General features: G+C 59.3%; 23 protein-coding genes and 1 tRNA gene. 7 read left to right on the forward strand and 17 right to left on the reverse strand.

Annotated elements, in window-relative coordinates; genetic code table 11:
• Nucleotides 1-191: 191 nt before the first annotated feature.
• Genes era through WCX49_RS03510 form a run of 6 tightly spaced genes read right to left on the reverse strand, consistent with a single transcriptional unit; the run spans nucleotide 192 to nucleotide 5,365 of the window.
• The gene (era, locus tag WCX49_RS03485) at nucleotides 192-1,067 is read right to left on the reverse strand and encodes a GTPase Era (protein WP_345986190.1); all 876 of its coding nucleotides are present in this window, start codon (nucleotides 1,065-1,067) and stop codon (nucleotides 192-194) included.
• A gap of 11 nt (nucleotides 1,068-1,078) precedes the next feature.
• Nucleotides 1,079-2,407: an HslU--HslV peptidase ATPase subunit gene (hslU, locus tag WCX49_RS03490; protein ID WP_345986191.1), complete on the reverse strand. Its 1,329-nt coding sequence runs from the start codon at nucleotides 2,405-2,407 to the stop codon at nucleotides 1,079-1,081.
• On the reverse strand, nucleotides 2,404-2,949 hold the full coding sequence (gene hslV, locus WCX49_RS03495; RefSeq protein WP_345986192.1) for an ATP-dependent protease subunit HslV: 546 nt from the start codon (nucleotides 2,947-2,949) through the stop codon (nucleotides 2,404-2,406). The genes hslU and hslV overlap by 4 nt, the downstream gene beginning before the upstream one ends.
• On the reverse strand, nucleotides 2,949-3,395 hold the full coding sequence (gene rplI, locus WCX49_RS03500) for a 50S ribosomal protein L9 (RefSeq protein ID WP_345986193.1): 447 nt from the start codon (nucleotides 3,393-3,395) through the stop codon (nucleotides 2,949-2,951). The genes hslV and rplI overlap by 1 nt, the downstream gene beginning before the upstream one ends.
• Before the next feature lie 16 nt (nucleotides 3,396-3,411).
• Entirely contained in the window at nucleotides 3,412-4,140 is a 729-nt protein-coding gene (locus WCX49_RS03505) for a ferredoxin-thioredoxin reductase catalytic domain-containing protein (RefSeq protein WP_345986194.1), read from the reverse strand.
• Between the two features lie 10 nt (nucleotides 4,141-4,150).
• A complete protein-coding gene (locus WCX49_RS03510; protein WP_345986195.1) occupies nucleotides 4,151-5,365 on the reverse strand; it encodes an argininosuccinate synthase in 1,215 nt (404 codons plus the stop codon).
• A 123-nt stretch (nucleotides 5,366-5,488) separates the two neighbouring features.
• On the opposite strand from WCX49_RS03510, the gene WCX49_RS03515 reads away from it, so the two are divergent.
• Together WCX49_RS03515 and WCX49_RS03520 are read left to right on the forward strand one after the other, a co-directional pair.
• Nucleotides 5,489-5,740, forward strand: a complete 252-nt coding sequence (locus WCX49_RS03515) for a hypothetical protein (protein WP_345986196.1) — start codon at nucleotides 5,489-5,491, stop codon at nucleotides 5,738-5,740.
• On the forward strand, nucleotides 5,733-6,032 hold the full coding sequence (locus tag WCX49_RS03520) for a hypothetical protein (protein WP_345986197.1): 300 nt from the start codon (nucleotides 5,733-5,735) through the stop codon (nucleotides 6,030-6,032). Before WCX49_RS03515 ends, WCX49_RS03520 begins: the two co-directional genes overlap by 8 nt.
• On the opposite strand, the gene WCX49_RS03525 is transcribed toward WCX49_RS03520, so the two are convergent.
• From WCX49_RS03525 to WCX49_RS03550, 6 genes are read right to left on the reverse strand one after another with little or no spacing between them, the layout of a single operon-like run.
• The gene (locus WCX49_RS03525) at nucleotides 6,029-7,243 is read right to left on the reverse strand and encodes a peptidoglycan DD-metalloendopeptidase family protein (RefSeq protein ID WP_345986198.1); all 1,215 of its coding nucleotides are present in this window, start codon (nucleotides 7,241-7,243) and stop codon (nucleotides 6,029-6,031) included. The genes WCX49_RS03520 and WCX49_RS03525 overlap by 4 nt on opposite strands.
• A complete protein-coding gene (locus WCX49_RS03530; RefSeq protein WP_345986199.1) occupies nucleotides 7,240-8,052 on the reverse strand; it encodes a cell division protein FtsX in 813 nt (270 codons plus the stop codon). The genes WCX49_RS03525 and WCX49_RS03530 overlap by 4 nt, the downstream gene beginning before the upstream one ends.
• Nucleotides 8,039-8,710, reverse strand: a complete 672-nt coding sequence (locus WCX49_RS03535; protein WP_345986200.1) for an ABC transporter ATP-binding protein — start codon at nucleotides 8,708-8,710, stop codon at nucleotides 8,039-8,041. Before WCX49_RS03535 ends, WCX49_RS03530 begins: the two co-directional genes overlap by 14 nt.
• Complete coding sequence (gene trmB, locus WCX49_RS03540; RefSeq protein ID WP_345986201.1) at nucleotides 8,703-9,875, reverse strand: tRNA (guanosine(46)-N7)-methyltransferase TrmB; 1,173 nt, start codon at nucleotides 9,873-9,875, stop codon at nucleotides 8,703-8,705. Before trmB ends, WCX49_RS03535 begins: the two co-directional genes overlap by 8 nt.
• A 4-nt stretch (nucleotides 9,876-9,879) precedes the next feature.
• The gene (locus WCX49_RS03545) at nucleotides 9,880-11,133 is read right to left on the reverse strand and encodes a hypothetical protein (RefSeq protein WP_345986202.1); all 1,254 of its coding nucleotides are present in this window, start codon (nucleotides 11,131-11,133) and stop codon (nucleotides 9,880-9,882) included.
• Nucleotides 11,075-12,055 (reverse strand): RluA family pseudouridine synthase, encoded by a 981-nt coding sequence (locus WCX49_RS03550; RefSeq protein ID WP_345986203.1) that lies wholly within the window; start codon nucleotides 12,053-12,055, stop codon nucleotides 11,075-11,077. Before WCX49_RS03550 ends, WCX49_RS03545 begins: the two co-directional genes overlap by 59 nt.
• 125 nt (nucleotides 12,056-12,180) lie before the next feature.
• On the opposite strand from WCX49_RS03550, the gene WCX49_RS03555 reads away from it, so the two are divergent.
• Nucleotides 12,181-13,290 carry an FtsW/RodA/SpoVE family cell cycle protein gene (locus tag WCX49_RS03555; RefSeq protein WP_345986204.1) on the forward strand — a complete coding sequence of 370 codons (1,110 nt, stop codon included), beginning with the start codon at nucleotides 12,181-12,183 and terminating at the stop codon, nucleotides 13,288-13,290.
• Between the two features lie 41 nt (nucleotides 13,291-13,331).
• Nucleotides 13,332-13,408 (forward strand) — tRNA-Ile (locus WCX49_RS03560).
• Between the two features lie 52 nt (nucleotides 13,409-13,460).
• Here WCX49_RS03560 and WCX49_RS03565 read toward each other — a convergent pair.
• Nucleotides 13,461-13,949 carry a glutathione peroxidase gene (locus WCX49_RS03565; protein WP_345986781.1) on the reverse strand — a complete coding sequence of 163 codons (489 nt, stop codon included), beginning with the start codon at nucleotides 13,947-13,949 and terminating at the stop codon, nucleotides 13,461-13,463.
• Nucleotides 13,950-14,246: 297 nt separating this feature from the next.
• Here WCX49_RS03565 and WCX49_RS03570 point away from each other — a divergent pair, with 297 nt between their 5' ends.
• Genes WCX49_RS03570 through WCX49_RS03580 form a run of 3 tightly spaced genes read left to right on the forward strand, consistent with a single transcriptional unit; the run spans nucleotide 14,247 to nucleotide 21,089 of the window.
• Nucleotides 14,247-17,618: a transglutaminase family protein gene (locus WCX49_RS03570; protein WP_345986205.1), complete on the forward strand. Its 3,372-nt coding sequence runs from the start codon at nucleotides 14,247-14,249 to the stop codon at nucleotides 17,616-17,618.
• Nucleotides 17,619-20,111, forward strand: coding sequence for a circularly permuted type 2 ATP-grasp protein (locus WCX49_RS03575; RefSeq protein WP_345986206.1), 2,493 nt, complete (start codon nucleotides 17,619-17,621; stop codon nucleotides 20,109-20,111).
• A gap of 3 nt (nucleotides 20,112-20,114) precedes the next feature.
• Complete coding sequence (locus tag WCX49_RS03580; protein ID WP_345986207.1) at nucleotides 20,115-21,089, forward strand: transglutaminase family protein; 975 nt, start codon at nucleotides 20,115-20,117, stop codon at nucleotides 21,087-21,089.
• Here the strand turns inward: WCX49_RS03580 and WCX49_RS03585 are convergent.
• Genes WCX49_RS03585 through WCX49_RS03600 form a run of 4 tightly spaced genes read right to left on the reverse strand, consistent with a single transcriptional unit; the run spans nucleotide 21,086 to nucleotide 24,986 of the window.
• Entirely contained in the window at nucleotides 21,086-22,018 is a 933-nt protein-coding gene (locus WCX49_RS03585; RefSeq protein ID WP_345986208.1) for a M14 family metallopeptidase, read from the reverse strand. The two genes, WCX49_RS03580 and WCX49_RS03585, sit on opposite strands and share 4 nt — an antisense overlap.
• Nucleotides 22,005-22,961 carry a succinylglutamate desuccinylase/aspartoacylase family protein gene (locus WCX49_RS03590; RefSeq protein WP_345986209.1) on the reverse strand — a complete coding sequence of 319 codons (957 nt, stop codon included), beginning with the start codon at nucleotides 22,959-22,961 and terminating at the stop codon, nucleotides 22,005-22,007. The genes WCX49_RS03585 and WCX49_RS03590 overlap by 14 nt, the downstream gene beginning before the upstream one ends.
• Before the next feature lie 2 nt (nucleotides 22,962-22,963).
• Entirely contained in the window at nucleotides 22,964-23,620 is a 657-nt protein-coding gene (locus WCX49_RS03595; RefSeq protein ID WP_345986210.1) for an alpha-E domain-containing protein, read from the reverse strand.
• Nucleotide 23,621: 1 nt separating this feature from the next.
• Complete coding sequence (locus tag WCX49_RS03600; protein ID WP_345986211.1) at nucleotides 23,622-24,986, reverse strand: circularly permuted type 2 ATP-grasp protein; 1,365 nt, start codon at nucleotides 24,984-24,986, stop codon at nucleotides 23,622-23,624.
• Nucleotides 24,987-25,223: the final 237 nt, after the last annotated feature.

A 25,223-nucleotide genomic window follows, 5' to 3' on the forward strand; every position in this document is an offset into this window, starting at 1 on the left:
TTCATTCTATAACAACATAAAACCACATCGACTTATAACATTGAATGTTAATGTTCTTAGGTTTCACACATTTTCATTGTAGCCCAAGTAAACTTAAAAATTTTCTTATAACTGATGAAAAGAGTGCCTGATTATGGATGTTGCAGGGGGATGGAATAATGGGAAGACGAGACGTAATTAGACGCAGAAGCTCAGGTTTGGTACCCGAGATCTTCCAGCATTTTCTTGTCATTCGTCCAATTCGGTTTCACGCTGACGAACAGATCAAGGTAGGCACGGTGGCCGGAAAGGGATTCGATTTTTTGGCGGGCATGCTTGCCGATACGCTTGATCGTAGCGCCGCCTTTACCGATCATAATTCCTTTTTGGCTCTCTTTCTCGACGATGATCGTTGCGCGGATATGGTCGATGTCGTCGGCTTCATCGATCTTGTCAATGACGACATCGGTCCCGTAGGGGATTTCGTCGCTGATATTCTCGAAAATTGATTCGCGGATGAACTCTCGGAAGATGTCCCGCAGCTTCTCATTGGTGAGGTCTTCGGGGTCAAAGAGGTAGGGGGATTCCGGCAGAAACCTCGTGATGACATCTTTGAGTTGCTCGAGACCGGTATGTTTCGTGACAGAAACGGGAATGAGGGCCTCAAAATGTTCCGAAAAAGCGTTATATTCACCAATCCTGGCAAGCAGCTCGCCCTGGGAAATCTGGTCGATTTTGCTCAGCGCTATCAGGTGCTTTTTCCCGCCGGCGAGCTCCAGGAAGCGTTTGTAGTGCTTGACGCTGTCCGCGGCCGGGGCCAGGTAGACAATGAGATCGCAGTCACCGATCGCCTTGAGGGCTTCTTCGAGCATGAACTGGTTGAGTTTGCGCTCTTTTTCATGCAGGCCGGGCGTATCGACGAAGATCAGCTGATCCTCCCCGTGCATGACAATGGCGTTGAGACGTCTGCGCGTGGCATTCGCCTTCTGGCTTACCATGGCGATCTTTTCGCCCAGCAGGGCGTTGAGTAGGGTACTTTTGCCCGCATTCGGGCGTCCGACGAGGGCGATAAAACCGGCTTTGGTCATACAGGGCTCCTTTAGAGGATATAGCGGGAGAGGTCTTCATCCTCGATGACGATGTCCAGTTTGTCATGAACGATCGTTTTGGTGACGGTGTACGTCTGTCCGGCATAGGTTTCGGCGTCGAAGCTGATCTCTTCGAGGACCTTTTCCAAAATGGTGTGCAGGCGTCTGGCACCGATGTCTTCGGTTTTCTCGTTGGCCTGCTGCGCAAGCGCGGCGATGGCACGGATGGCGTCGTCATCAAACTCCAGGGTGACATTTTCAACGGCGAGCAGCGCCTTGTACTGTTTGATCAGAGAATTCTTCGGCTGGGTCAGGATGGCGTAGAGCGCCTTCTCGTCAAGCGACTGCAGTTCGACCCGCAGCGGGAAACGTCCCTGAAGTTCCGGGATGAGATCGCTGGGCTTTGTGAGGTGGAAGGCCCCGGCGGCAATGAAGAGGATGTGGTCGGTCTTGACCGGGCCGTATTTGGTGCCGACGCTGCTTCCTTCGACAATGGGGAGCAGGTCACGCTGTACACCCTCTTTGCTGGGGTCGTTGCGCCCCTGGCTTTTGGAACTGACGGCGATCTTGTCGATCTCGTCGAGGAAAATGATGCCGCCGTCTTCCGCGCGGCGTACGGCTTCGCTGCGGATGGCGTCCATGTCCAGCAGGGCGTCGGTCGCTTCGCTGTCAAGGATACGGATGGCATCGGAGACTTTCATCTCCTTCTTGTTCTCTTTCTTGTTGATCGATGAGAACATTTTGGCAAAAGACTCCTGCATCTTCGCCATCTCCGGCGGCATGCCGGTGTCGTTGAACTCGATGTTCCCTTTTGGCAGTTCGATCTCGATCGTCTTGTCGTTCATCTCGCCGTCAATGACCCTCTGCCGCATCCGTTCGCGGGAGGAGGCATATTCGGCTTTCTTGGTCTCCGAGGAGAGCGGCGGCAACGGCGGCAGCAGTTTGTCGACGATCTTGTCGAGGACGTACTCCTTGATGGCATCCTCGTTTGCCGCTTTCTGCTCCTCTTTGACAAGGGCGATGGAGGTCATGACGAGGTCGCGGACCATCGATTCGACGTCACGGCCGACGAAGCCGACCTCCGTAAATTTGCTTGCTTCGACTTTGATGAAAGGAACGCCCATCATCTTGGCGAGGCGGCGGGAGATCTCGGTTTTCCCGACCCCGGTCGAGCCGATCATCAGGATGTTCTTGGGCATGATCTCGTGCTGCATCTCGCCATCGAGCTGCATCCGGCGGTAACGGGTGCGAAGCGCCAGGGCGATGCTTTTTTTCGCCGCCTGCTGGCCGATAATGTAGGCATCGAGGTAGGAGACGATCTCTTTGGGGGTCATGTTCATGCTTCAGAGGCCTCCAGGGTCAGGATTTTGATCTCGTGGTTGGTGTAGATGCAGAGATCCGCCGCGATATGCAGGCTCTCTTCGACGAGGGCTTCGGGGGCCAGGTCCGCGTGCTTTTTCAGGGCGCGCGCACTGGCGATGGCGTAGTTGCCGCCGCTGCCGATGGAGGCGATCTCTCCGTCTTCGGGCTCAACGACGTCACCGTTGCCGGTGAGGATGAAAATGTGCTCGGTATTGAGGACGATCATCATCGCTTCGAGACGGCGCAGCACCTTATCCTTGCGCCACGCTTTGGAGAAGTCGATGATGGCCTTGACCATATCGCCTTTGCGTGCGGAGAGGAACTCCTCGAACATATCAAAGAGGTTGAAAGCGTCCGCCGTGGAGCCGGCAAAGCCGGCCAGAACCTGGCCGTTGTGCAGTTTGCGGATCTTGGTAGCGTTGTTCTTGAGGACAGTGTGCCCGAAGGTGACCTGCCCGTCGCCGCCGATGACCGCCTTGCCCTCGCTTTTGTAGGCGAGTATCGTCGTTGCGTCGAACATTATTCGCCTACGATGTCGAGATGCAGCAGCGCGTGGATGCCGTGGCCGAGTTTGAGGTCGACCTCGTGCTTCCCGGTCATTTTGATCGCCTTTTTGGCTTCGATATGTTTTTTGTCGATGGTGATGCCGTGCGCATCCTCGAGCGCCTTGGCGATATCGTCCTTGGTGACGGCGCCGAAGAGGTGGCCGGTGTCACCGAGCTTCTTGGCGATGGTGACTTCGAGGGTTTCGAGCTTCGCTTTCATGGCGGTGAGGTCGGCGATCTCCTGGGCTTCATTCGCGGCGGCCTGGCGCTTCGCCTCTTCCCACTCGGCGATGACCTCGTCGGTGGCATGTTTGGCAAACCCTTTACCGATCAGGAAGTTCTTGCCGTAGCCGTCTTTGACCTCTTTGACCTCGCCGGCTTTGCCGAGGCTTTTGACATCTTTGATCAACAGTACTCTCATTGCTTCTCCTTGTGTTTCAGCGTTCGAGTTCGCCGCCGTAGGCGACGATCCCGTAGGTAAGGTTGCCGACGTTTTCATACCCCATGTCGCTGAGGATGCGCTGGCAGTGCGCGCTGCGGCTTCCGACATGGCAGTAGACAATCAGCTTCTCCTGTTTGGAAAGTTTTGCACTCTCCAGGGTGTCGAAGAAACTGCTGGTGGGGATCAGCCGGTCGGCACCTTTGATGTGCCCCATCTGCCACTCCATATGCTCGCGCACGTCGATCAGTTTGAAGTTGACCATCCCGAGTGCGCGTCCTTCGAGCAGGGCGGCGAGCTCGTCACCGTCGAACTGCTCTTTGTGAAGCAGGAGGTTGCACTCGTCGGCACTGAGCCCCCTGGAGTGCTGGTGGACAACCTCTTCGATCTCCTCTTCACTGCGGTGCTGGGCAGCATATTCGGGGGTACAGAAGATCTGGCAGTGGCAGACGCCGTCCTCGGGGATCTCTTTTTCGATGGCCGGTTTGCAGGGGCAGATGCGGTCCTGTTCTTTGTCGCCGGTGACGAAAAAGCAGGGGCAGTAGCGTTTACCGTGCATCAGTTTGTTGCGCGTCAGCCCAAGCTGAATGCCCTCATTGATCTCCGCATCGGGGTTATAGGACCAGCCGAACTGCTCGACGACTTTGTCCGTAAAACGGATCGTCCGCTCGAGCTCGCTCTGGAATTCGTCAGAGTTGATATCGATCTTCGTAATTCCGCCGGCCATACGGTTTTCCTTACTGTTTGCGCGCTTTGCCCGCGATGATGAAGCGCAGGGCGTTGAGCTTGATAAAGCCGTTGGCGTCTTTCTGGTCGTAGACCGCGTCCTCTTCGAAGGTACAGTATTCCGGGTTGAACAGTGACTGTTCGGAGCTGCGTCCGACGACGACGACGTTGCCCTTGTAAAGCTTGAGGCGGACCGTCCCTTCGACGTTCTCCTGGGTCTTGTCGATAGCGGCCTGGAGCATCTCGCGTTCCGGCGCGAACCAGTAGCCGTTGTAGATCAGTTTCGCGTAGCGCGGCATCAGCTCGTCTTTGAGATGCGCCTCTTCGCGGTCGAGGGTGATGGACTCGATGGCGCGGTGCGCTTTGAGCATGATCGTACCGCCCGGCGTTTCGTAACAGCCGCGGCTTTTCATCCCGACGTAGCGGTTCTCGACGATGTCGGCGCGGCCGATACCGTGTTTGCCCGCCAGCTTGTTCAGGGTCTCGAGCATCGTCGCCGGGGAGAGGGATTCGCCGTTCAGGCTGACCGGGTCGCCGTTTTTATAGCCGATCTCGATGTATTCAGGCTCGTTCGGTGCCGCCTCCGGGGAGACGGTCCAGCGCCACATATCCTCTTCGGGTTCAGCGGCGGGATCTTCGAGGATGCCCCCTTCGTAGGAGATGTGCAGGAGGTTGGCATCCATGGAATAGGGGGATTTCTTACCGCTTTTCTCGATCTTGATGCCGTGTTTCTCGGCGTAGGCGAGCAGCTTTTCGCGGGAGTTGAGGTCCCATTCGCGCCACGGGGCGATGATGGTGAGGCTGCTGTTCTGGCCGAGGTAGCCCAGCTCGAAGCGGACCTGGTCGTTCCCTTTGCCGGTCGCGCCGTGGCTGACGCCGTCGGCACCGGTGATCTTGGCGATCTCCGCCTGGCGCTTGGCGATCAGCGGGCGGGCGATGGAAGTCCCGAGGAGGTACTCGCCTTCGTAGATGGCATTGGCACGGAACATCGGGAAGACGTAGTCGCGGACGAACTCTTCGCGCAGGTCATCGATAAAGATGTTTTCGGGTTTGATCCCCAGAGCGAGCGCTTTCTGGCGTGCCGGTTCGACCTCTTCGCCCTGGCCGATATCGGCGGTAAACGTGACGACTTCACAGTTGTATTCATCCTGCAGCCATTTGAGGATGACGCTGGTGTCCAGGCCGCCGGAGTAGGCCAAAACGACTTTTTTGACTTCTTTTTTCATGGATAGGTGTCCTTGAAGGGTAATGGTGACGCGATTTTAGCGCATATTAGATGACGGTGAGGTAAATCGTTTCGGCTCATTCGGGGGACTTGCTATACTGTCGAAAAATATTTGGAGCCGCCTATGCCCAGTTTTGCCATTATCGGCGGGATTCTGCTCAATGTCGGCGCCTTCCTGACCTACCGCGGAAAGATTTTCGAAGCGGTGTGGGCCTACCTGGTGGCGGATCTGTGCTGGATCGCGATGGCGTGGGAACGCAACGACGGCTGGGGGATGCTCTTTATCGCTGTCGGTATCGCATTCGGGCTGCTCGCCTTCCGGCGGATGCACCGGGGCGATATGGAAAAATCACTGAACAAGGATGACCGTGGCTGACACGATGCTTTACGAGGCGCAGGGCCTGAAGTTCGATCTCTCCAAAATCACTCGCCTCTACCCGGCGGCGATCGTCGAGGGGGGCGGGGCCGAGGCTCAGGTCTCCCTGGAATGGGCGGAGCTTAAAAAGGACGAAGTAAAGATCGCGGAATACGTGCTGGTCTTTGACTTCGACCCCCCGGGAGAGGTCCCGGTCCAGCGCAAGCTGCTCCATTTCGAGACGAAGGCGGCCCTGTTCGAGACGATGCAGGCGCTTTCCGATATCTTCGAAAAGGCTTACAAAGGCGCCTAACGTATCACCTGCAGCGGGTCGATATGGTAGTTTTTCTGCGTCACTTCGAACATCAGTTCGTCATTGACGCGGCCGATCACGCTCCCTTTTTTGAGGCGTTTGCCTTTACGCACCGTCGGGGCGATCTGGTCGAGGTGGGCGTAGATGGTATGCAGCCCGTCGGCATGTTCGATAATGACGACGTTCTCAAGCATCGGCGTCTCCTGGGCGAGAATGACCTTGCCGTTGAAGACAGCCTTGACCTTGGCGTCGGGGGTTTTGGGCTGCAGGGAGACCGATTCGTTGAAGATCTTGATCTTGTAGATCGGGTCGGTGTAGGTGCCGTAGCGCTTCAGCACCGTATAGGCATCCAGCGGTGCGATCGTCTTTGAACCCCGGTAGCGGCGGGTCTGGGCCTTATGGTAGCTGCTTCCGACCGAACGCACATCCGGGACCTCTTTTGAGGCGAGCAGCGCTTCGTTGCGCCGCTCCTCCTGGCGCGAGGCCGCTTTTTGCGATTCACTCTCCTGGATGATGTGCAGCTGGGCAAGGGTCTTTTTCAGGGCCGATTTCTGTGCCAGGATCTTTTTGATCTCTTTCTTGTAGCGGCTCTTTTTCGTCTGCAGGTCACCCAGGGCCTTTTCGTTCGCCTTTTTTGCTTTTTGTAGGTTGCGCTTCTCCTGCTCGATCGAGGCGATATCCGTTTTGAGCCTTGCCGTTTTTTCCGTCAGCTGTTTCAGGGCCGCTTCGTTCGCGCGGTAGTCATTCCCCAGTTTTTTGATCTGTGCTTTGGTCTGTTCGTTCAGGGCGGCAAAGACCGCTTCGCCGATGACCGTATCGGGGGAGAGGGTGTTGCTGTCCTCCTGGATCATCGTCAGGGAGATGATGCGGGCCATGAGGTCGGCCAGGTCGTCGCGCAGCTTTTTACGGTTCGCTTCGAGGGTCTCCTGCGTTTCCGCAAGCGTGATCAGCTCTTCTTTGGCGCCGGAGAGGGTGGTGGCTTTGCCCTGCAGTGCCGACTCGAGCGACGCGATCTTCTTCTGCTGGGTGAGGACGGTCCGCTTTTTTTTCAGGATCGCCTTGGCGGTCTTGGCCATTTTGGCATTCACCGAGGCGTAGTTGCGGTCGAAAGAGGTGAGACTCTTGGAGGTCTCGTCGATCTTGTCGTCGATGCTCTTGGCCGCCACGGCGGCACTGAGCAGAAGGCCAAGCAGCAGTGCGAACCGGATCATACCTCTTCTTTGTGTCCCATGACGATCATGGAGGCGAGCAGGATGGAGAGCGAGATGGCCACGCCGGTGAGCAGCGGTACGTCGTGCAGCGGCTGGAAAAGGGTCGGCTGAAGCTGCACGAGGGAGAGCAGCTGTGCCATCCACCCGTAATGGTCGACTAGGAGAAAGACGGTTGTCGCGATGACGGAAGCGATCACGGCGTCGACGATGGCAAGGCGGAAGAGGACGGCCGAGCGGAGCCATACCGGGGCGCCGAAGAGGGCCATGATGTTCATCCGTTCGCGGTGCTGGAACTGCCACAGGCGCATCTCTTTGATGATCAGCAGGGAGGTGACGAGAAGGACGACGGCCGCAAGGACGCTGACGACGTTCTTGAAGAGCTGCAGCAGCCGGTAGACGGTGTCGTGCTGCTGGGCGAAGGTTTCGACACGGGTAATGGCACCGTCGCGCAGCAGTCTGGCACCCAGTGCACGGGCCGCGTCAGGAGTGATGAAGTGGGCCATCCGCAGCCGGTAGAAATGCGGAAGGTTCAGCGTCATCAGGTTGATCTGGGAGTCGCCGGTCTGTTGCTGCAGCTGCTGCAGCATCCGGGTGGGCGAGAGGGGTTCGACGGCACTGATGGCACGGTCGATACTCTGGAAAAAGGCGAGGGAGAGGTTGTTGTCGCTGACGACGACGATACCGTAGTTGTCTCCCAGGCGCTGTTCATAGGCCCCGATGACACGGTCCAGGCTCAAAAAGAGCTGGAGGGTGATGAGGATGGAAAAGAGCGCCGTAATCAGCGAGAAGTGGCTTTTAAGAGACTTCATAGACGTCTCCGTGCTCGATATGGAAGTGCTTGTATTTGATTCCCAGGGTTTCGGGGATGTGGTGGGTGACGACGACGACGGTCGCTTCGAGCTGGGTATTGGCTCCCTCCAGCAGGTTCCAGATCACCTTGGATGAGTACTCGTCGAGGTTCCCCGTCGGTTCATCCGCGAGGATGAGGATGGGGTTGTGGGCGAGGGCGCGGGCCATGGCGACGCGCTGCTGCTCGCCCCCGCTCAGCTCCATGGGGTATTTGCCGCGCTGGTGGGTGAGCTTGACGTGGCCGAGGAGCTTCTCCACCTGCATCTCGCTGATGTCACGGGCGTAGCCGTTGATGAGCAGCGGCAGCATGACATTCTTGTCGATCGTCCACTCTTTGACAAGCTTGTAATCCTGGAAGACGATCCCGACGTGGCGGCGCAGGAAGTTGAGTTTCTTGGCGCTGATATTGTCCATATCGACGCCACCGACCGTGAGTGCGCCCGAGAGCAGCGGCAAAGCGCCGAAGAAGGATTTCAGCAGGGTCGATTTCCCGCTCCCGCTGGCACCCGTGATAAAGACGAAGCTGCCGGAGTCGATGGCAAAGGTCGCCTTGGAGATGATCGTTTCGTGTCTGCCGTAGCCCAGGGAAAGGTTGTCGGCGACGATGATCTTATCCATGCAGGGCCTCGATCAGGAGCTGGTGTGCCCGGGCGTTCGTCCGCGAACGCACCGGCGGTGTCGGGAGGTAGGCGGGGGCGTCGCCGAGGATCAGGTAGAGATGCTCGGGACGGGCATAGGGGCCCATGGAGAGACGGAACATATAGCGGCCGTCGTCGGTACGGTAGAGGCGTTCGAAATGCACGAACCCTTCGTCAAAACGGAGCGTCGTACCGTTCAGGGTCGCGAGGTGCGCCGGGTCGGGGGTGATGGCACCGAAAGCAAAGGGGGCGATCGCCTCCAGCGGCACGGACTCCTCCGCATTGTGCATCAGCACGTCATAGATGTTCTTTTCCATCCGGCGCCAGCGGTCTTCATACTTGCTGCTGACCTCCAGGGCACGGTTCTTGTAGATCTCGATATGGTTCTGGTTCAGGGCCATAAAGGTCTCGAAACTGTAGGCAAAGTAGTTGTCGCTGTCGGTACGCAGCTCCAGTTTTCCCTCCGGTTTCAGTACCCGGATGCTCTCGGCGATGAAAGCTTCCCCGATGACGCGCCGCTGGGGTTTCTTGTCCCAGGGGACCGGGAAATGGACGTAGATCCGCCCGGCGAGGTTGGAAGGGACGAGCTCCAGGAAGAGGCGGGCGTCGTAATCGAGCAGCAGGAGATTGTCCAGCTGCTGGATATTGATCTGCTTGAGCACCTGTTCGATGGAGGGCTTGTGGATCTCGATCCCGATAAAGAGGATCTCCGGGTTTGCCTTGGCCTGGTGCAGCAGGTGTCGGCCGGAACCGAAGCCCACCTCGATGCGGATCTCCCGGTCGGTGGGGAAGTCGCGTTCGAAGTCGTGGATGGTCCACAGCGCACTGTCGTTGCCCAGGTGCATATTCGCTTCGCCGCTGTCGACGTTCGAGGCGAGGACGTCCAGCCCGGCCGCACCGGCATAAGCCTGAAGGGCGCGTTTGACGAAGTGGGTCGCCGAAGGGCGGGTGATCTTGTCCGCCTTGAGCAGGGTTTTGTCCGGCAGGCGTTTGAGCAGGAGGAAAAAGGCCTTCTCCCCGATGGAAGCGGCGATCAGGCTCTCATCGTCGTGCAGGGTGTTCTCCGCCATGTAGTGGAACGTAACCCCGTCCGCGGTCGCGGGGAAGGCCGGAGCCTTGAACGAAGCGATATGGAGGTGGGGCATCGGGTTACTGGCCCTCCAGGACGATGGTCTTTGACGGGGAGGGTTCCGATTTGAGGCCGTTGGCGTCGACGGCGATCACCTTGTAGCTGTACTCCAGCCCCGGGGTGACGTTGACATCGGTGAAGCTGTCGGTCTTGATGTCGCGTATGACGCTCTCTTTGCTGTCAAACCAGCCGCTTCGGGTCGTCTTGAGGAGTTCGAAACCGACGGTACGGGCATCTTTTGCCGTCCAGCGTACCACGACCGCTTTGTTGCGCAGGGCGAGGCCGGTCAACTCCGGCACGGCGGGCGCCGCCATGGTCGTGCCTTCGGCGGGTTCGCTCGGCAGGCTCTCCAATTCATCCTTGTCGACAGCCGCGACCTTGTAGAAATAGTCGGCCCCGTTTTCATCAACCTTGTCCGTAAAAGCGGTTCTGTCGACTTTGGCGCGGTAGCTGTAGTAGCCGTCCTCGCGTTCGGAGCGGTAAACCTTGTAGTAGACGATGTTCTTCTCCGGGGAGGGCTGCCACTGCAGGGCAATCGCATGGATCGCACCCCGGCCGGCAGAGAGCTGTGACGGCGGCAGCGGGAGGGGTTTGGTCGCGACGGTCACGACGCCGGAGGGGAGGCTCTTCTCGCCGCTGAAGGTACGGGCGATGATGCGGTAGCGGTAGACGCTGTCGTCGTCGAGGTCATGGTCGATATACTCGGCATGGAGACGGCCGTCGATACGCGCGATCCAGTGGAAGGATTTCTCCTCCGGATCGAGGCGCTCGATCTCGTACCCCTCGACACGAAGGTCCGGGTGGGGACGCCACAGCAGTTTGGAACTGCGTGCCAGCTCTTTGGTCGCCGTGAAGTAGCTGACCGGTTCCGGGAGGCTCAGTGTCTTGGCGCTGAGGGTGTTGTCGGGCATGGACTCGCGCCCTTTGGCGTCGACGGTCGTAAAGCGGTAACGGTAGGTCGTAGCGGGGCGGAGGCCCGTGTCGACATAGTGCGTGCGGAGGGTGTCATCGACTGCGGCGATGCGGTAGAGTTTGCTGTCCTCACCGTCCGGGGTGTCGCGGTAGATGCGTACACCCTTCACCCGCGGGTCCGTGACCGGCTTCCATTCGAAAGCGATGGCGGCGGTGTCGCTGAGGTAGCCGTTGATGCTGACCTGCGGCAGGGTTCTGTCGATAGCGACAGGTTCGGCGGGTGCCAGGCCTCCGACACAGCCGCTAATCAGCAGTGTCAGTGTCGAAAAGAGTGCCGATGCGATCAGGGGCGAGCGTCTCATCCAGTGTCTCCGTAGCGAAATGCGACTGCAGCCGTTCTTCGAGCGCCGCGGGAAGCGGGGCCGTAAAACGCATCGCCTCCCCCGTCCGCGGATGGGTGAAGTAAAGCGTGTAGGCGTGCAGCAGAATACGCTGGATTTTATCGGGATTGCTCTTAATGCCGTATAAATGGTCGCCGAGGATGTGGCGGCTGAAACTCTCCAGGTGGACGCGGATCTGGTGCGTGCGCCCCGTAAAGAGTTTGCAGGCGATCAGTTCCTCTTTTTCGTCCCTGGAGAGCAGCAGCTTCATAAAAAGGGTCTGCGCGCTCTTGCCGTGGGGGACGACGGCCATCTTGAGGCGGTTGTGCGGGCTGCGCCCGACCGGCTTGTCGACGAGGGTCAGGTCCTCTTTGAGCGGCGGGGTGACGACGGCGAGGTAGTAACGCCCCATGCTTTTGTCCTGGAGCTGTTTGGAGAGGGCGTCGTGGGCCTCGTTCGTTTTGGCGACGATCATCACGCCGCTGGTACCCTTGTCGAGGCGGTGGACGATGCCGTGGCGCTCCTCGCCGCTCAGTGTCGAGAGGCGGATATCGTGGTGCTTGAGCCAGTCGACGAGGGTCGGTTCCTTGACGCTGGGGGCGGGGTGGACGGTGAGGCCGCTGGGTTTGTCGATGATGAGCAGGTCGTCGTCCTCATAGAGGATGGGGACGTCGAAATCGATAGGCTGTGCTGCTTCCGGTTCCATCTGCGGCAGCGTGACCGTGACTTTTTCGCCGGGCTTGAGTTTCACCCCCGGCTTGGCCGCCGCCTTGGCTTCGACGGCGACGAGACCGTTCTTGATGAGGTGGGCGATCTGGTTGCGGGGTTCATTCATCGCCTGCCCCAGAAAGGTGTCAAGGCGTTCGCCTCCGGCGGCTTCGAAAGTCAGGACAGTTGGCTGCATGGGAACCTTTGTTATAATTTGGGCGCTGAGCACTAAGCCTTAAGCATTAAGGCGGAAAGTTGGGTGCCATTTTTTGTTTTCTTAGCGCTTAACGCTTAATGCTTAACGCTTCAAAAGGACGTGCCTTGCGCAGAATAGATAGACGCATTTTAGCACACTTCGATTTTGTCATCCCGGCACTGATCGTGCCCCTTGTGCTGGTGTCGGGGTGGCTGATCGGGGAGATCCACCCCCTGCTGGCGCACAAGCATCTCGTCTACGTCGGCGTGGGGGCGGTCGTCTTCACCTTTTTCTTTTTCCTGCCCGTACGGCGGCTGAGCTGGATGATCCCGATCTTCTACTGGTTCAATATCGGGCTGCTGCTCGCCGTCGAGTTCTTCGGCCATGCGCGCCTGGGGGCGAAACGCTGGATCGAACTCCCCTTTGTCCATTTCACCATGCAGCCATCCGAGCTGATGAAACCGGCGTTCATCCTGATGCTCGCCTACCTCGTCTCGCGCAACCCGCCGCCCTACGGCGGGTACGGTTGGGCCGCGTTTGTCAAGCTCTCCTTTTTCATTCTGCTCCCCTTTTTCCTCATTGCCAAAGAGCCGGACCTGGGGACGGCCACCGTCTTGTTGCTGCTGGGGGTGGGGGTGCTTTTCCTCGTCGGGGTGCGCTGGAAGATCTGGCTGACGCTGGCGGTGGGGTTCATTGTCTCGATGCCGCTCATCTATACCCAGCTGCACGACTACCAGAAGAAGCGGATCACGGACTTTATGAGCGAGAAGCCGAGCTACCACGTCCAGCAGTCCATCATCGCGATCGGTTCGGGTGGGGTCGTCGGCAAGGCGAAAGAGGAGGCGACACAGACCCAGATGAAGTTCCTTCCCATCGCGTCGAGTGACTTCATCTTCGCCTACGTCGTGGAGCGTTTCGGGTTTATCGGGGCGGTGATGCTGATCGGGCTGTATGCCCTCATCATTATCCACCTGCTCGGCATCAGCCTCTACACCCACGACCCCTATATCAAGGTCGTCAGTGCATCGGTCTCGCTGCTGATCTTCGTCTATATGGGCGTCAACATCGCGATGACAATAGGCCTTGCCCCGGTCGTCGGCGTCCCGCTGCCGATGTTCAGTTACGGGGGCAGCAGCTTTGTCAACTTCATGATCCTCTTCGGCATCCTCGAAAACCTGATGGCCTTCCGCTTTATGGAACTCTACCACCGGCGGGGCAAAAAAAGCTTCGTCTAAAGGGCGCGAAAGTATAATTCGCTCCTTCCGATAGAGGATGTGGGTCTTTAGCTCAGTTGGTTAGAGCCCCCCGCTCATAACGGGGTGGTCCAGGGTTCGAGTCCCTGAGGACCCACCACCTGTTTTCGATAGACTTCCCTTTTTCTCAACATGCATTATTTATCAGAACGTCACTGTGCTTCCAACAGTTTTTCAATGGCGCTTTCAAGCGCTTTGGGTTTGGTCGACGGCGCAAAGCGTTCGACGACATTGCCGCTGCGGTCGACGAGAAACTTCGTGAAGTTCCATTTGATCGCCTCGCTGCCCAGTACGCCCGGCTGCGCCTTTTTGAGAAAACGGTAGAGCGGGTGGGCATCGTCGCCGTTGACGTCGATTTTAGAAAACATCGGGAAGGTGACGCCGAAATTGCTCCGGCAGAAGGTCATGATCTCCTTTTCGGTCCCTGGCTCCTGGGAGCCGAACTGGTTGCAGGGGAAACCGAGGACGACGAGGCCCCTGGACTTGTACTTTTCATAGAGCGCTTCGAGCCCTTCGTACTGCGGGGTAAAGCCGCAGCGGCTCGCGACGTTGACGATGAGCATCACCTCGCCGCGGTAGGGGGCCAACGTCGCTGGCGTGCCGTCAATACGTTCCACGTCGATCGCGTAAATATCTGTCATCGTGTTCTCCTTGGCGCAGTTCTGCAGTGAGAGCGTTAAAAGTGCCATCAGCACTATTGTAAAGGTGCGTCGCGTCATCGTCTGCCTCCGTTCGTCGGTCTGAAACCACATTGTAACACTCCTCCTGCCTCGCGGAGCAAACCACATGAAAACGCGGCGGAAAACGCAGGGTGTGGGCGGTGGTTAATTCTTTTGCCGCTGCCGCGGAAATGGGCGAAAAATAGGCGCCGTTTTCCCGAAGTTGAACCGAGAAGAGTATATAATGCAGCGATATTCCTAAGACGCATAAGGAAAACCATGGCGCTCAAAGTCGTAATCTCCCACAAAACCGCTTACCAGTATGACCGTTATGTGTCGCTCTCGCCGCACACCATCCGATTGCGTCCCGCGCCGCACAGCCGGACACCGATCGAGGCCTACTCGCTCAAGATCAAACCGGACAACCATTTCCTTAACTGGCAGCAGGACCCTTTTGGCAACTACCTCGCCCGCGTCGTCTTCCCGGAAAAAACGAAAGAGATGAGCATCGACGTCGAGATCATCGCCGACCTGATCACCATCAATCCCTTCGACTTCTTTGTCGACGAGTATGCGAAAAATTTCCCGTTCAAGTACAAAGCGGGGCTGAAGAAGGAGCTGCTTCCCTACCTGGAGATTACGGACAAGGGCAAAAAGCTCAAAGCGTTCATGGATTCCCTCGACCTGAAAACGGAGCGCTCCATTATCGATTTCCTCGTCTACCTCAACATGGAAATCCACAAGTACCTCGACTATACGATCCGTCTCGACCCCGGCGTACAGACCTGCGAGGTGACCCTGGGCAACAAGCTGGGGAGCTGCCGCGACTACGCCTGGCTCTTCGTGCAGGTGCTGCGCCACCTGGGGCTCGCGGCGCGTTTCGTCTCGGGCTACCTCGTCCAGCTGACCGCCGACGTCAAATCCCTCGACGGCCCGAGCGGCCCCGAAGCGGACTTTACGGACCTGCACGCCTGGACGGAGGTGTACGTCCCGGGCGCGGGGTGGATCGGCCTCGATGCGACCAGCGGCCTCTTCGCCGGGGAGGGGCATATCCCCCTGGCATGTACGCCGCACTACGACAGTGCCCACGCCATCGACGGCGCCACGGACAAGTGCGAAACGGAGTTCGATTACTCCAACACCGTCACGCGGATCTTCGAATCCCCGCGGGTGACCAAACCCTACCGCGACGAGCAGTGGGAAGCGATCTACAACCTCGGGTTCGAGGTCGACCGGGAGCTCGAAGCCAACGACGTGCGCCTCTCGATGGGGGGCGAGCCGACGTTCGTCTCCATTGACGACATGGAGTCCGAGCAGTGGAATACCGAGGCCGACGGCGAACACAAACGCGAACGCGCGGACGTTCTCGCCCACCGCTTGCTGGGGAGCTTCGGCAAGGGCGGCATGCTGCACTACGCCCAGGGGAAATGGTACCCGGGCGAACCGTTGCCGCGCTGGCAGAAATCGGTCATCTGGCGCAAGGACGGCAAACCGATCTGGCGCAACCCGAATCTCTTTGCCGATATGAACGCGACCTACAGCTACACGACCGAGGATGCAAAGCGTTTCTTGGAGCTGCTCTCCCTGACGCTGGGCGTGAGTGACAAGAACATCGTCAATGCCTATGAGGACCCGGTCTACTACGTTCTCAAAGAGGCGGAGCTCCCCGTCGACGTCGATCCGGCGAAGTTCGACCTGGACGATCCGCTCGAGCGCCGCACCCTGGCGCAGCTGCTGCAGCAGGGGCTGGCCAACCCGGTCGGCTTCGTGCTGCCGCTGGGCTACGGCCAGACCCGCTGGATCACCTCCGCATGGGAGTTCCGCCGCGGCAACCTTTTCCTCAGCGCCGGGAACTCGCCGCTGGGGCTGCGGATGCCGCTGGATTCGCTGATGGAAAAACCGCACGTGGAGCTGGCGCAGAACTTCGAGCCCGACCTTTTCGCCCATGCCCCGGCACTGGGGGATTACCTCGACGACGCCCGGGCGCGCTGCGAGGCGGCGACGCCGGAGACGACGGCGGCGAACCGCTACAACGCCTTTGTACGCACCGCGATCAGTACGGAAGTGCGTGACGGTAAGCTCTACATCTTCCTGCCGCCGCTCAACCATACCGAGGCCTTCCTGGACCTCATGGCCTCCATCGAAGCGGTCGCGGCGAAGCTCAACGTCAAAGTCGTTCTCGAAGGGTACGAACCGGCCCACGACAACCGCATCGAGCGTATCAAAGTCACCCCGGACCCGGGTGTTATCGAAGTCAACATCCACCCGGCGAAGAACTGGAGCGAACTGACCGAAACGATGCTGGGGCTTTACGAGGATGCCCGCCAGTCGCGCCTGGGAACGGAAAAGTTCATGGTCGACGGCAAGCACACGGGTACGGGCGGGGGGAACCACGTCACGATCGGGGCGATGACGCCGCACGACAGCCCGCTGCTGCGCCGGCCGGAACTGCTGCGCAGCCTCATCACCTTCTGGCAGCACCACCCGTCGCTCTCCTACCTCTTCTCCGGCGCTTTCATCGGGCCGACGTCCCAGGCGCCGCGCGTCGACGAGGGACGGGCGGAGAACCTCTACGAGCTGGAGATCGCTTTTGCCCAGATCCCCGAAAACGGAGAGGTGCCGTACTGGCTCACCGACCGGCTTTTCCGCCATATGCTGACCGACATTACCGGCAACACCCACCGTTCCGAGTTCTGTATCGACAAGCTCTACTCGCCCGATTCGAGCACCGGCCGCCTGGGGATCCTGGAGCTGCGCGGCTTCGACATGCCTCCGCATTCGCAGATGGCCCTGATGCAGATGCTGCTGGTGCGCACGCTGGTCTCGCTCTTCTGGCGCAAGCCCTACCGCCACAAGCTGGTCCGGTGGGGAACGCAGCTGCACGACAAGTTCCTGCTGGAACACTACGTCAAAGAGGACATCGCGGATATCGTCCGTTTCCTGAACTCCGAGGGGTACCCCTTCGAGCTGGACTGGTTCGACCCCTTCTTCGAGTTCCGCTTCCCGCTCTACGGTATGGCGACGGTGGAGAACGTCCACCTCGAACTGCGCGCGGCCATCGAGCCGTGGCATGTCCTGGGCGAGGAGAGCGGTTCGCAGGGGACGTCGCGCTACGTCGATTCGTCGCTCGAGCGTGTCCAGGTGAAGGTGAACAACTTCGTCCCCGAACGCTACGTGCTCACCTGTAACGGCGTCGCGGTCCCGCTCAGCCCGACGGGCATCGAGGGCGAGTTCGTCGCCGGGGTCAAGTACAAGGCGTGGCAGCCGTGGTCGGCGCTGCACCCGACCATCGGGGTTGATACCCCGCTCAGCTTCGACGTCGTCGACCGCTGGAACCAGCGCTCCATCGGCGGGATGACCTACTATGTCTCCCACCCCGGCGGGCGCAGCTACGACACCTTCCCCGTCAACAGCTACGAGGCGGAATCGCGCCGCATCAACCGTTTCTGGGGCTTCAACCATACGCAGGGAAGCGTTGATGAGGTGCCGACCCATGTCGTCGAACAGACACTGCCTTCAAAAGAGGGAGAGACGACGCGCAAGGTGGCCGAGAAGCATGCCGGCGACAAGATCTTTGTCTTCCAGGAGCTGCCGCGCAGTGCGGAGTACCCGCACACGCTCGACCTCAGACGGAAGTGGACCAGGGTGTAAATGGGCATTTTCGACCGATATTTTTCCGAAAGCTCCTTCGACGAGATGGTCGATGCGCAGCATCAGTGCCGTCCGCACTGGCAGACGATCTGCGACCAGATCGAGGCGGCCGGTATCGAGGGGCTGAAAGCCAAACAGGCCGAAATTGACTGGAGCCTGGAAGAGAACGGCGTTACCTATAACGTCTACGACACGCCCGACGGCGTCAGCAAGCGGCGCTGGACCCTCGATCCCATCCCCTTTGTCGTCACGCAGACGGAGTGGCAGGAGGTTGTGCGGGGGCTGCGCCAGCGTGCGAAGCTCTTCGACCTGGTCCTGCGGGATATCTACGGCGACCAGCACCTGCTGCGGCAGGGGATCCTCCCCGCCGAAGTCGTTTATGCGCACAAGGGGTACGCGCCGGAGATGTTCGGCTTCGGGAACAAAAAGGATTTCGAGCTCTTCTTCTACGCAACCGACATGGCGCGCGGGCCTGATGGCAAGTTCTGGGTCGTCAATGACCGCATCCAGGCCCCGTCGGGGCTGGGCTATGCCGTCGAAAACCGCCTGAGCATGAACATCATCGCCAAGTCGCTCTACCCCGGGGTGCACACCCGACGGCTGGCCGGCTTCATCGACGAGATGAAGGCGATGATCGACCGCCTCAGCGGCGGCGACCGCTCCAAGGCGGCCCTGCTGACGCCCGGGCCGCACAATGAAACCTACTTCGAGCACGCCTACCTCAGCTCTTTGCTGGAGATCAGCCTCGTGCAGGGGGAAGATATGCTGGCCAAGGACGGGGCGCTGTGGCTCAAGAACCTGAGCGGCCTGACACGGATCAACACCCTGCTGCGCCGTGTGGACGACCGCTACTGCGACCCGCTGGAACTCAAAAACGACTCGCACCTCGGGGTCGCGGGGCTCGTCGACGCCGCGCGCCGGGAGAACCTGGCGATGATCAACCCCGTCGGCAGCGGTATCCTCGAGAACCTCGGCTTCAACCCCTTTATGAAAAACATCGCGCAGTTCTTCCTCGACGAGGAGCTGATCCTGCCGCAGATCGCCACCTGGTGGTGCGGGCAGCCGGGCGAGCTCGAGTACGTCCTCGAACACCTCGATTCGCTCATCGTCAAGCACATCGACCGGACCGAAACGGCCCAGGTCTACGTCGGCAGAAAGATGGACGCCCCGGCGCTCGACGCCCTGCGGAAACGCCTGCAGGAGTTCCCGCACCTCTACGTGGCGCAGGAGGAGATCGGCTTTTCCACCGTGCCGTACTTTACCGGGGAGTCCGTCGAACCGCGCAACGCCGTCATCCGCTCCTACGCCTTCAAGCGGGGCAGCAAATACTGGGTGATGAACGGCGGGCTTGTGCGCGTCGCCTCGCAGAAAGACGCCTTCCTGATCTCGTCGCAGAAAGGGGGGACCAGCAAGGACCTCTGGATCGTCGGCGAGGAGGAGGAGCGCGCGCCGAGCAACCCCTTCAAGCAGCTGCCGTGCATCGACGCCTCCATCGACCAGATCCCGACAAGACGCGCGGAGAACCTCTTTTGGCTCGGACGCTACCTCTCAAGGGCGATCGTGACGACGCGCCTGATCCGCTATGCCGTCAAGCGCCTCATCAATGTCTACCGCGACGAGTCGTACGCCTCGGCGGAGTCGCAGCACCAGCTGCTGCGCGCGATCACGCATATGACGATGACCTACCCGGGTTTCCTGAACAAGAAAACCGCCGAAAAGCTGCTGGACAACCCGATGAAAGAGATCATCTCCGTACTCAAAGAGTACAGCCGGATCGGGTCGCTCTCCTTTACGCTGTCGATGCTCTCGGGGGCGAACATCAGCATCAAAAATCTGCTGGGCATCGAGGCGTGGAAGCTCTTTGACAAGCTCCAGTGGGAGTGGCAGACCTTCTGCAGCGCCAATACCCGGATGAACCGCACCATCGTCAACGAGATGGACAAGCTGCATATCAACCTGCTGGCCTACAAGGAGCTCGTCGAGGAGAGCATGTTCCGCGAGCAGGGGCTGGTGCTGTATGATATCGGCTACCGGATCGAGAGCGTCCAGCTGCTCATCTCGAAGGCGCGCTCGCTGCTCTGTCCGCGCCAGGAGAAGGCCACGGAGTATGAACTGCTCGAGGCGCTGCTCAACACCTGCGAAAGCTTCAACGCCTACCGTGCCCATTACCGCAGCGCCCTGCAGCTTGAGAACGTCATCGAGTTCCTGCTGCTCAACCCGCAGTATCCCAAATCGCTGACCTACCAGACCCAGAAGCTGCTCTCGGACCTCAAAGACCTTCCGAAGTCGCGTACCCACCTCACCGAGTACGAGGCGCCGATCTTCCAGGCCTATTCGCGCCTGAAACTTGCGACGGCACAGGCGCTGTTGACCTATGAGGAGTCCGACGGCGTCTACAAGGAGCTCGATACGCTGCTTTCGGATCTCTCCGATCTCTTTATGAAAGCGTCCGACGAGTTCTCCAAAACCTACTTCTCCCATTATGACGAGTGAACCATGATCTACGATATCTTCCACGAAACGGTCTTCCATTATCAGAGCCTGGTGACCTTCAGCCACAACATCGCCCGGCTGAAGCCCAAAGAGGGGCGGGACCAGGAGCTGCTCTCCTTCCGTCTCGACGTGGAGCCGTACGCGTCGGAGATCCACTCTTTTGTCGATATGTTCGGCAATACCAACCACCACCTGCTGCTGCGCGAACCGCACACCTCGCTGACCGTGACCGGGCATTCACGGGTGCGCCGCAGGATCAAGGAGGCGGAGCGGGCGATCGAACGCATCAAGGCCGGGGCGCCCACCTATGAAAAAGCGCTGCAGCGGCTCTCAACTTTTCACGCGCGAGACATCGCTGCCAAGCAGTTCCTTTTCGCCTCCGAACTGATCCCCGTCGAGGTCGGCCCGATACGCGACTATGCCCTGGCGTCGTTCCATCCCAAGCGGAGCCTGTACGAAGCGGGCGAGGAGCTGATGGGGCGCATCTTCGATGACTTCGAGTTCAACCCCGCCTTCAGCGACCTGACGACGCCGGTGGAGACGATTTTCGAGGAGAAAAAAGGGGTCTGCCAGGATTTCGCGCACTTCGCGATCGCCGCGCTGCGCGCCATCGGGTTGCCGGCACGCTACGTCAGCGGCTATATCGAAACCATCCCGCCCGAAGGTACCGAGAAGCTTTTCGGCGCCGACGCATCGCATGCCTGGGTCTCGTTCTACGTACCCGGAAGCGGGTGGCTTGACCTCGACCCGACGAACAACATCATCCCCCTGAAACAGCACATCGTCATGGGGCACGGCCGGGATTACAATGATATTTCGCCGCTCAAAGGGGTCGTGCGCGGCAGCGGGCAGAGCCGTCTCAGCGTCCGTGTGGATGTGCGGCGCGCCGCTTTGGAAGAGGCGGAAGAGACCGCCGCTCCCGCCCAAACGCAGTCACAGTCACAATCACAATCGTCTTCGCCCTCCGACCCGGTCTAATGGATCTTGGCGATGCGGTAGGCCACTGCATTCTCGAAGATCAGCGAATGCATGTAGGTACAGGTGATCATCCCGTCGCAGGGGGCGAGGAAACGGTGGACGACCTCGCCCTCCAGGGCATGCACGATCTTGCCGATCGTCTCATCTTTTGAGACCGTCATCCCCGGTTTCTTTGTCGGGATAAAGATCCCGCTATGGGGGCTCTGGACGACCTCGATGCGTTCGCGCGTCACCACCGTCGAATCGTACCCGTTGAAGGTCTCGTACCGGATGATGCCGCTGTTGTTCAGGAAGTTGATGAGGCTGTCGAGAATGACCCGGGCGGACTCGGGATCGATCAGGGGCTGGTGCGGACAGATGACGGAACACGCCTTGGAGCCCCAGAGCTGCCAGTTGTACTGCAGCGACACTGTTTCGATGGATTCGGGCTCGCGGTGGTGGATGATCCTGAGCCCGAGCCTGCGCGCACTCTCGATATCCTCGTAGCCGGTCTTGTAGAGCTTGACGTAGGGCAGGCAGGTGGCGAGGTCGGAGCGGGTCTCGAGGACGATACCGTAGTCGTAGCCCTGGATCGCTTCAAAGAGCTTGTGCGCGATGCGCTGCGTCGTCTCCCCCAGGCCGTAGCCGGGGAACATCATGTTGATGTCGGTCTTGTCCAGGGGCCAGAAGCGTTCGTTGATATTGAGCGCGTAGTGGTTGACGGAGGGGATGACGAGGATGTCGCCGAGGATCTTCCCGGTACCGAGTTTGTTGCGCAGGAAGTCGACGAGTTTCGACGCGCTGTAGAGCGGCAGGGTCGTCGCCCCCTCCATGGCGCCGACGACGGCGACGCTCGGGGCCTCGGGGTCGCTGCCTTCGAAGAGGTAGCCCTCGACGAGCATCGGCGCGCGGCTGAGGGATTCGAGTTTCAGGATCTCAATTTTTTTCATCGTGCACTCCGAAAATCCGTGCGAGCAGGGAACCCTCGTAGACGACGGGGTATTCGCGCAGGGTGAACAGAACACCGCCGTTGGGGGCGTAGAGGGACTCGCGTACCGTGCCGCTGAGCGGGTCGACGATATCGCCGATCCACTGCCCCGTTTCGATCACTTCGCAGTGGTCGAGGGCCGGGACGAAGAGGCCCGCGGCGGGGGCGTTGATGTAAAAGACGTCTCCGACCTCGGACGAGAACGATTCGCGGACCTTGAACTCCGTCGGGGTCTCGATGATCCCCTCTTGTTGCATCAGGTTCAAGATCCCTCGCAGCAGCTGGCGTCCGTAGGCTTTGGTGAGGCGCATGCCGACGCCCATCTCGACAACGAGGGTCTTCGTGCCGCGGGAGTTCATGGTGTGCGAGAAGGTCGCCTCGAGCACCGTGACCGCATCATGGATCCAGATGAAGTCGCAGTTGAGCTGTTTGGCCAGCGGGAGCGTCGCCTCCGAGAACTCCTTGTTGATGCGGATCTGCGGGATCTCGCGCAAAAAGATGTTGGAGGAGTGGATGTCGATAGCGATATCGCTGCCTTCGACGTCCTCGGCCAGGGCATGGACCAGCTGTGCGGGCAGGAAATCGTTGCGCGCCCCCGGGAAGGCGCGGTTGAGGTCGATCTCGTAGAGGGGGAAGCCCCGGATGATCGTATCGACCCCCAGGGAATTGACGGCCGGGTAGAGGTCCACGGTCCCCCGCAATGCTTCGGGGTGGTCGCGCAGCCACGCGGCCAGAAGGTAGATGACGAGCTGCCCTTCGAGTTCGTCGCCGTGGATGCCGCTGACGATGCTGATGCGCTTGGCATCGGCGTCGGGTTTTTCCGGTGCAAAGCGGGCACGCTGGATGCGCAGCGTTTCCCCCACCGGAAGTTCGGAAGAGAAGATTTCGGTGATATCGGGGGTCATATTCAGTAGACGACCAGGTCGTCGATGAGGGCGTTGATGGCGTCGAGGTTGGCCTCTTCGTCCGTGCGGGAGATGGCCAGCTTGGCCTCGGGCGCAATCTTCTGCGCCGTCTGGAGAATCGTATTGAGGTACTCGATGGGCTCTTCACCGTCTTTGCCGTGGCGCAGGTGAAGGTCGACTTTCTCGATCAGTTTGCCCAGGCGGACAAAGTGGTCGCTTTTGGTACGGATCAGTCCGCGGTTCATGCTGCCCCAGATCTCGTTGATGAGGGAGAGGGCGTCGTCGACGAAACGGTAGTCGACATAGACGGCGCTTTTTGACGCATGGTCGAAGAGCTCGGCGAGGTGGATCGTCTCACCGAAGGCGTCCGTGTCGATGTAGGCCCGGGAGATGATCGCGTTTTCGCGGGCGAAACGCATGATCTCCGCCAGGTTCGAGGGGTGGTCGCCGAAGATGGCGTTGTCAAGGAATTGGGAGGCGTTGACGTACTCAAGATCGATCTCGAGCTTCTCGAAATAACGCTTTCCGGCGTTCACGTCCGTGTCGATGACGCAGTCGAAGATGTGGATGACATCGACGAGAGTGCTCTCGACCCGCTCCAGGTGGCGTCCGAACCAGTAAAGATTGGTGGCGACGTTGGTACTCAGCAGTTGATCCATCTTAGAGCTCCATTACCCAGGTGTCTTTGAAACCGCCGCCCTGCGACGAGTTGACGAGGTAGTTGCCCGCCTCCATCGCGTAGCGTGTCAGTCCGCACTCCCAGACGTTGACCTTCTCGCCCATCACGACATAGGCGCGGAAGTCCGCCTTGCGGGGGCTCAGTTCCCCCTTGATCAGACACTCTTCGTCGTAGAACTCGACGAGCTCCTGGGCGATAAAGCGGCGCGGGTTGGCTTCGATAATCGTCTTGAGGTCCTCGAGCTGGATCTTCGACATGGCGTGCCCGAACATGACGCCGTAGCCGCCGGCCTCCGCGACATCCTTGACGACGAGTTTGTCGATGTTGTCGAAGATGTACTTCTTGTCCTTTTCAAAATAGGGCAGGTAAGTCGGCGCGTTGTGCATGATGGGCTCTTCGCCCAGGTAGTACTTGATCATCTGCGGCACGAAGTAGTATATCCCTTTGTCGTCCGCCACGCCGTTGCCGACGGCATTCATGATCGCCACGTTGCCCGCGAGGTAGGCTTCGATGATGCCGGGCACGCCGATGAGGCTTTCGGGGTTGAAGAACTTGGGGTCGAGAAATTCGTCGTCCAGGCGGCGGTAGACCGCCCCGACGCGGATGCGACGCCCGTCATAGTTCTTGAAGTAGAGGACCTTGTTCTCCACGACCAGTTCGGCGGCACGGACCAGTTCGGCCCCGATCTGGCCGGCGAGGTAGCTGTGCTCATAGTAGGCGGAGTTGTAGCGGCCCGGGGTCAGGACGACGTTGATACCGCCGGTATTGACGTGATCCATCGCATTGCGCAGGTACGATGAGTACTGCTTGATCGGCTCGATCTTGAGCTCCTCGAAGAACTCCGGGTAGATCTTGCGGTAGGTGTCGCGGATGGAGAGGGGGTAGCTCGCACCGCTGGGGACGCGCAGGTTGTCCTCGAGGATGACCCATTCGTCGCTCTGGGTGTCCTTGACAAGGTCGATCCCGTTGATGTGGGTCCGGATCTTCTGCGAGGGGGAGAAACCGACGAACTCCTTGAGGTACCCTTTGGCCTGGTGGATGAAGGTTTCGGGAATGATACCGTCCTTGACGATCTTCGCATCGGTGTAGAGGTCTTCCAGGAAGAGGTTCAGCGCGGTGATACGCTGCTCGAGGCCGCGCTGCATCTTGCCGAACTCCTGTTTGGAAATGATACGGGGGATGACATCAAAGGGCAGTGAACGTTCGATAAAGTTGCCGTCTTTGTAGAGATTGAAATTGACAGCGAACTTGTCCATATAGCGCTGAAACTCTTCGACTTTCTGTCGATCCTGCCGGGAAAAAATTTCCCAGAACTTTTCGTGTAGTTTTCCGGTTTCTTCTATCAATGTATCTCCCTTGAAGCTTTTATGCGAACATCACTCCCTTCCGTGGAACCACGGTGCCAAGGGTGGTGTGGGTATAAAAGATCATATTGCATGTTCTATGAGAAAATGCTTTTATTTTGTGTTTTTGTGATTTTGTTTTTGCGTCAATTCACGGCGGGCTAACCGCCACGGTCCGTCGACTTGATGAACAGGCGTTCTTTCGGGATGACCCGGAGGCCGTTTCCGGCGGCACGAGGG

Source organism: Sulfurimonas sp. HSL-1656 (assembly GCF_039645585.1).
GTDB classification, from domain to species: domain Bacteria; phylum Campylobacterota; class Campylobacteria; order Campylobacterales; family Sulfurimonadaceae; genus Thiomicrolovo; species Thiomicrolovo subterrani.

What these genes read in the sequence shown, in the direction of transcription:
- WCX49_RS03535 (WP_345986200.1), bottom strand. Translation starts at nt 8,710, where the DNA reads ATGGATAAGATCATCGTCGCCGACAACCTTTCCCTGGGCTACGGCAGA.
- WCX49_RS03545 (WP_345986202.1), bottom strand. Translation starts at nt 11,133, where the DNA reads ATGAGACGCTCGCCCCTGATCGCATCGGCACTCTTTTCGACACTGACA.
- trmB (WP_345986201.1), bottom strand. Translation starts at nt 9,875, where the DNA reads ATGCCCCACCTCCATATCGCTTCGTTCAAGGCTCCGGCCTTCCCCGCG.
- WCX49_RS03510 (WP_345986195.1), bottom strand. Translation starts at nt 5,365, where the DNA reads ATGAAAAAAGAAGTCAAAAAAGTCGTTTTGGCCTACTCCGGCGGCCTG.
- WCX49_RS03515 (WP_345986196.1), top strand. Translation starts at nt 5,489, where the DNA reads ATGCCCAGTTTTGCCATTATCGGCGGGATTCTGCTCAATGTCGGCGCC.
- WCX49_RS03525 (WP_345986198.1), bottom strand. Translation starts at nt 7,243, where the DNA reads ATGATCCGGTTCGCACTGCTGCTTGGCCTTCTGCTCAGTGCCGCCGTG.
- WCX49_RS03550 (WP_345986203.1), bottom strand. Translation starts at nt 12,055, where the DNA reads ATGCAGCCAACTGTCCTGACTTTCGAAGCCGCCGGAGGCGAACGCCTT.
- WCX49_RS03565 (WP_345986781.1), bottom strand. Translation starts at nt 13,949, where the DNA reads ATGACAGATATTTACGCGATCGACGTGGAACGTATTGACGGCACGCCA.
- WCX49_RS03530 (WP_345986199.1), bottom strand. Translation starts at nt 8,052, where the DNA reads ATGAAGTCTCTTAAAAGCCACTTCTCGCTGATTACGGCGCTCTTTTCC.
- hslV (WP_345986192.1), bottom strand. Translation starts at nt 2,949, where the DNA reads ATGTTCGACGCAACGACGATACTCGCCTACAAAAGCGAGGGCAAGGCG.
- WCX49_RS03585 (WP_345986208.1), bottom strand. Translation starts at nt 22,018, where the DNA reads ATGAAAAAAATTGAGATCCTGAAACTCGAATCCCTCAGCCGCGCGCCG.
- WCX49_RS03570 (WP_345986205.1), top strand. Translation starts at nt 14,247, where the DNA reads ATGGCGCTCAAAGTCGTAATCTCCCACAAAACCGCTTACCAGTATGAC.
- WCX49_RS03590 (WP_345986209.1), bottom strand. Translation starts at nt 22,961, where the DNA reads ATGACCCCCGATATCACCGAAATCTTCTCTTCCGAACTTCCGGTGGGG.
- WCX49_RS03595 (WP_345986210.1), bottom strand. Translation starts at nt 23,620, where the DNA reads ATGGATCAACTGCTGAGTACCAACGTCGCCACCAATCTTTACTGGTTC.
- rplI (WP_345986193.1), bottom strand. Translation starts at nt 3,395, where the DNA reads ATGAGAGTACTGTTGATCAAAGATGTCAAAAGCCTCGGCAAAGCCGGC.
- WCX49_RS03505 (WP_345986194.1), bottom strand. Translation starts at nt 4,140, where the DNA reads ATGGCCGGCGGAATTACGAAGATCGATATCAACTCTGACGAATTCCAG.
- WCX49_RS03580 (WP_345986207.1), top strand. Translation starts at nt 20,115, where the DNA reads ATGATCTACGATATCTTCCACGAAACGGTCTTCCATTATCAGAGCCTG.
- hslU (WP_345986191.1), bottom strand. Translation starts at nt 2,407, where the DNA reads ATGAACATGACCCCCAAAGAGATCGTCTCCTACCTCGATGCCTACATT.
- era (WP_345986190.1), bottom strand. Translation starts at nt 1,067, where the DNA reads ATGACCAAAGCCGGTTTTATCGCCCTCGTCGGACGCCCGAATGCGGGC.
- WCX49_RS03575 (WP_345986206.1), top strand. Translation starts at nt 17,619, where the DNA reads ATGGGCATTTTCGACCGATATTTTTCCGAAAGCTCCTTCGACGAGATG.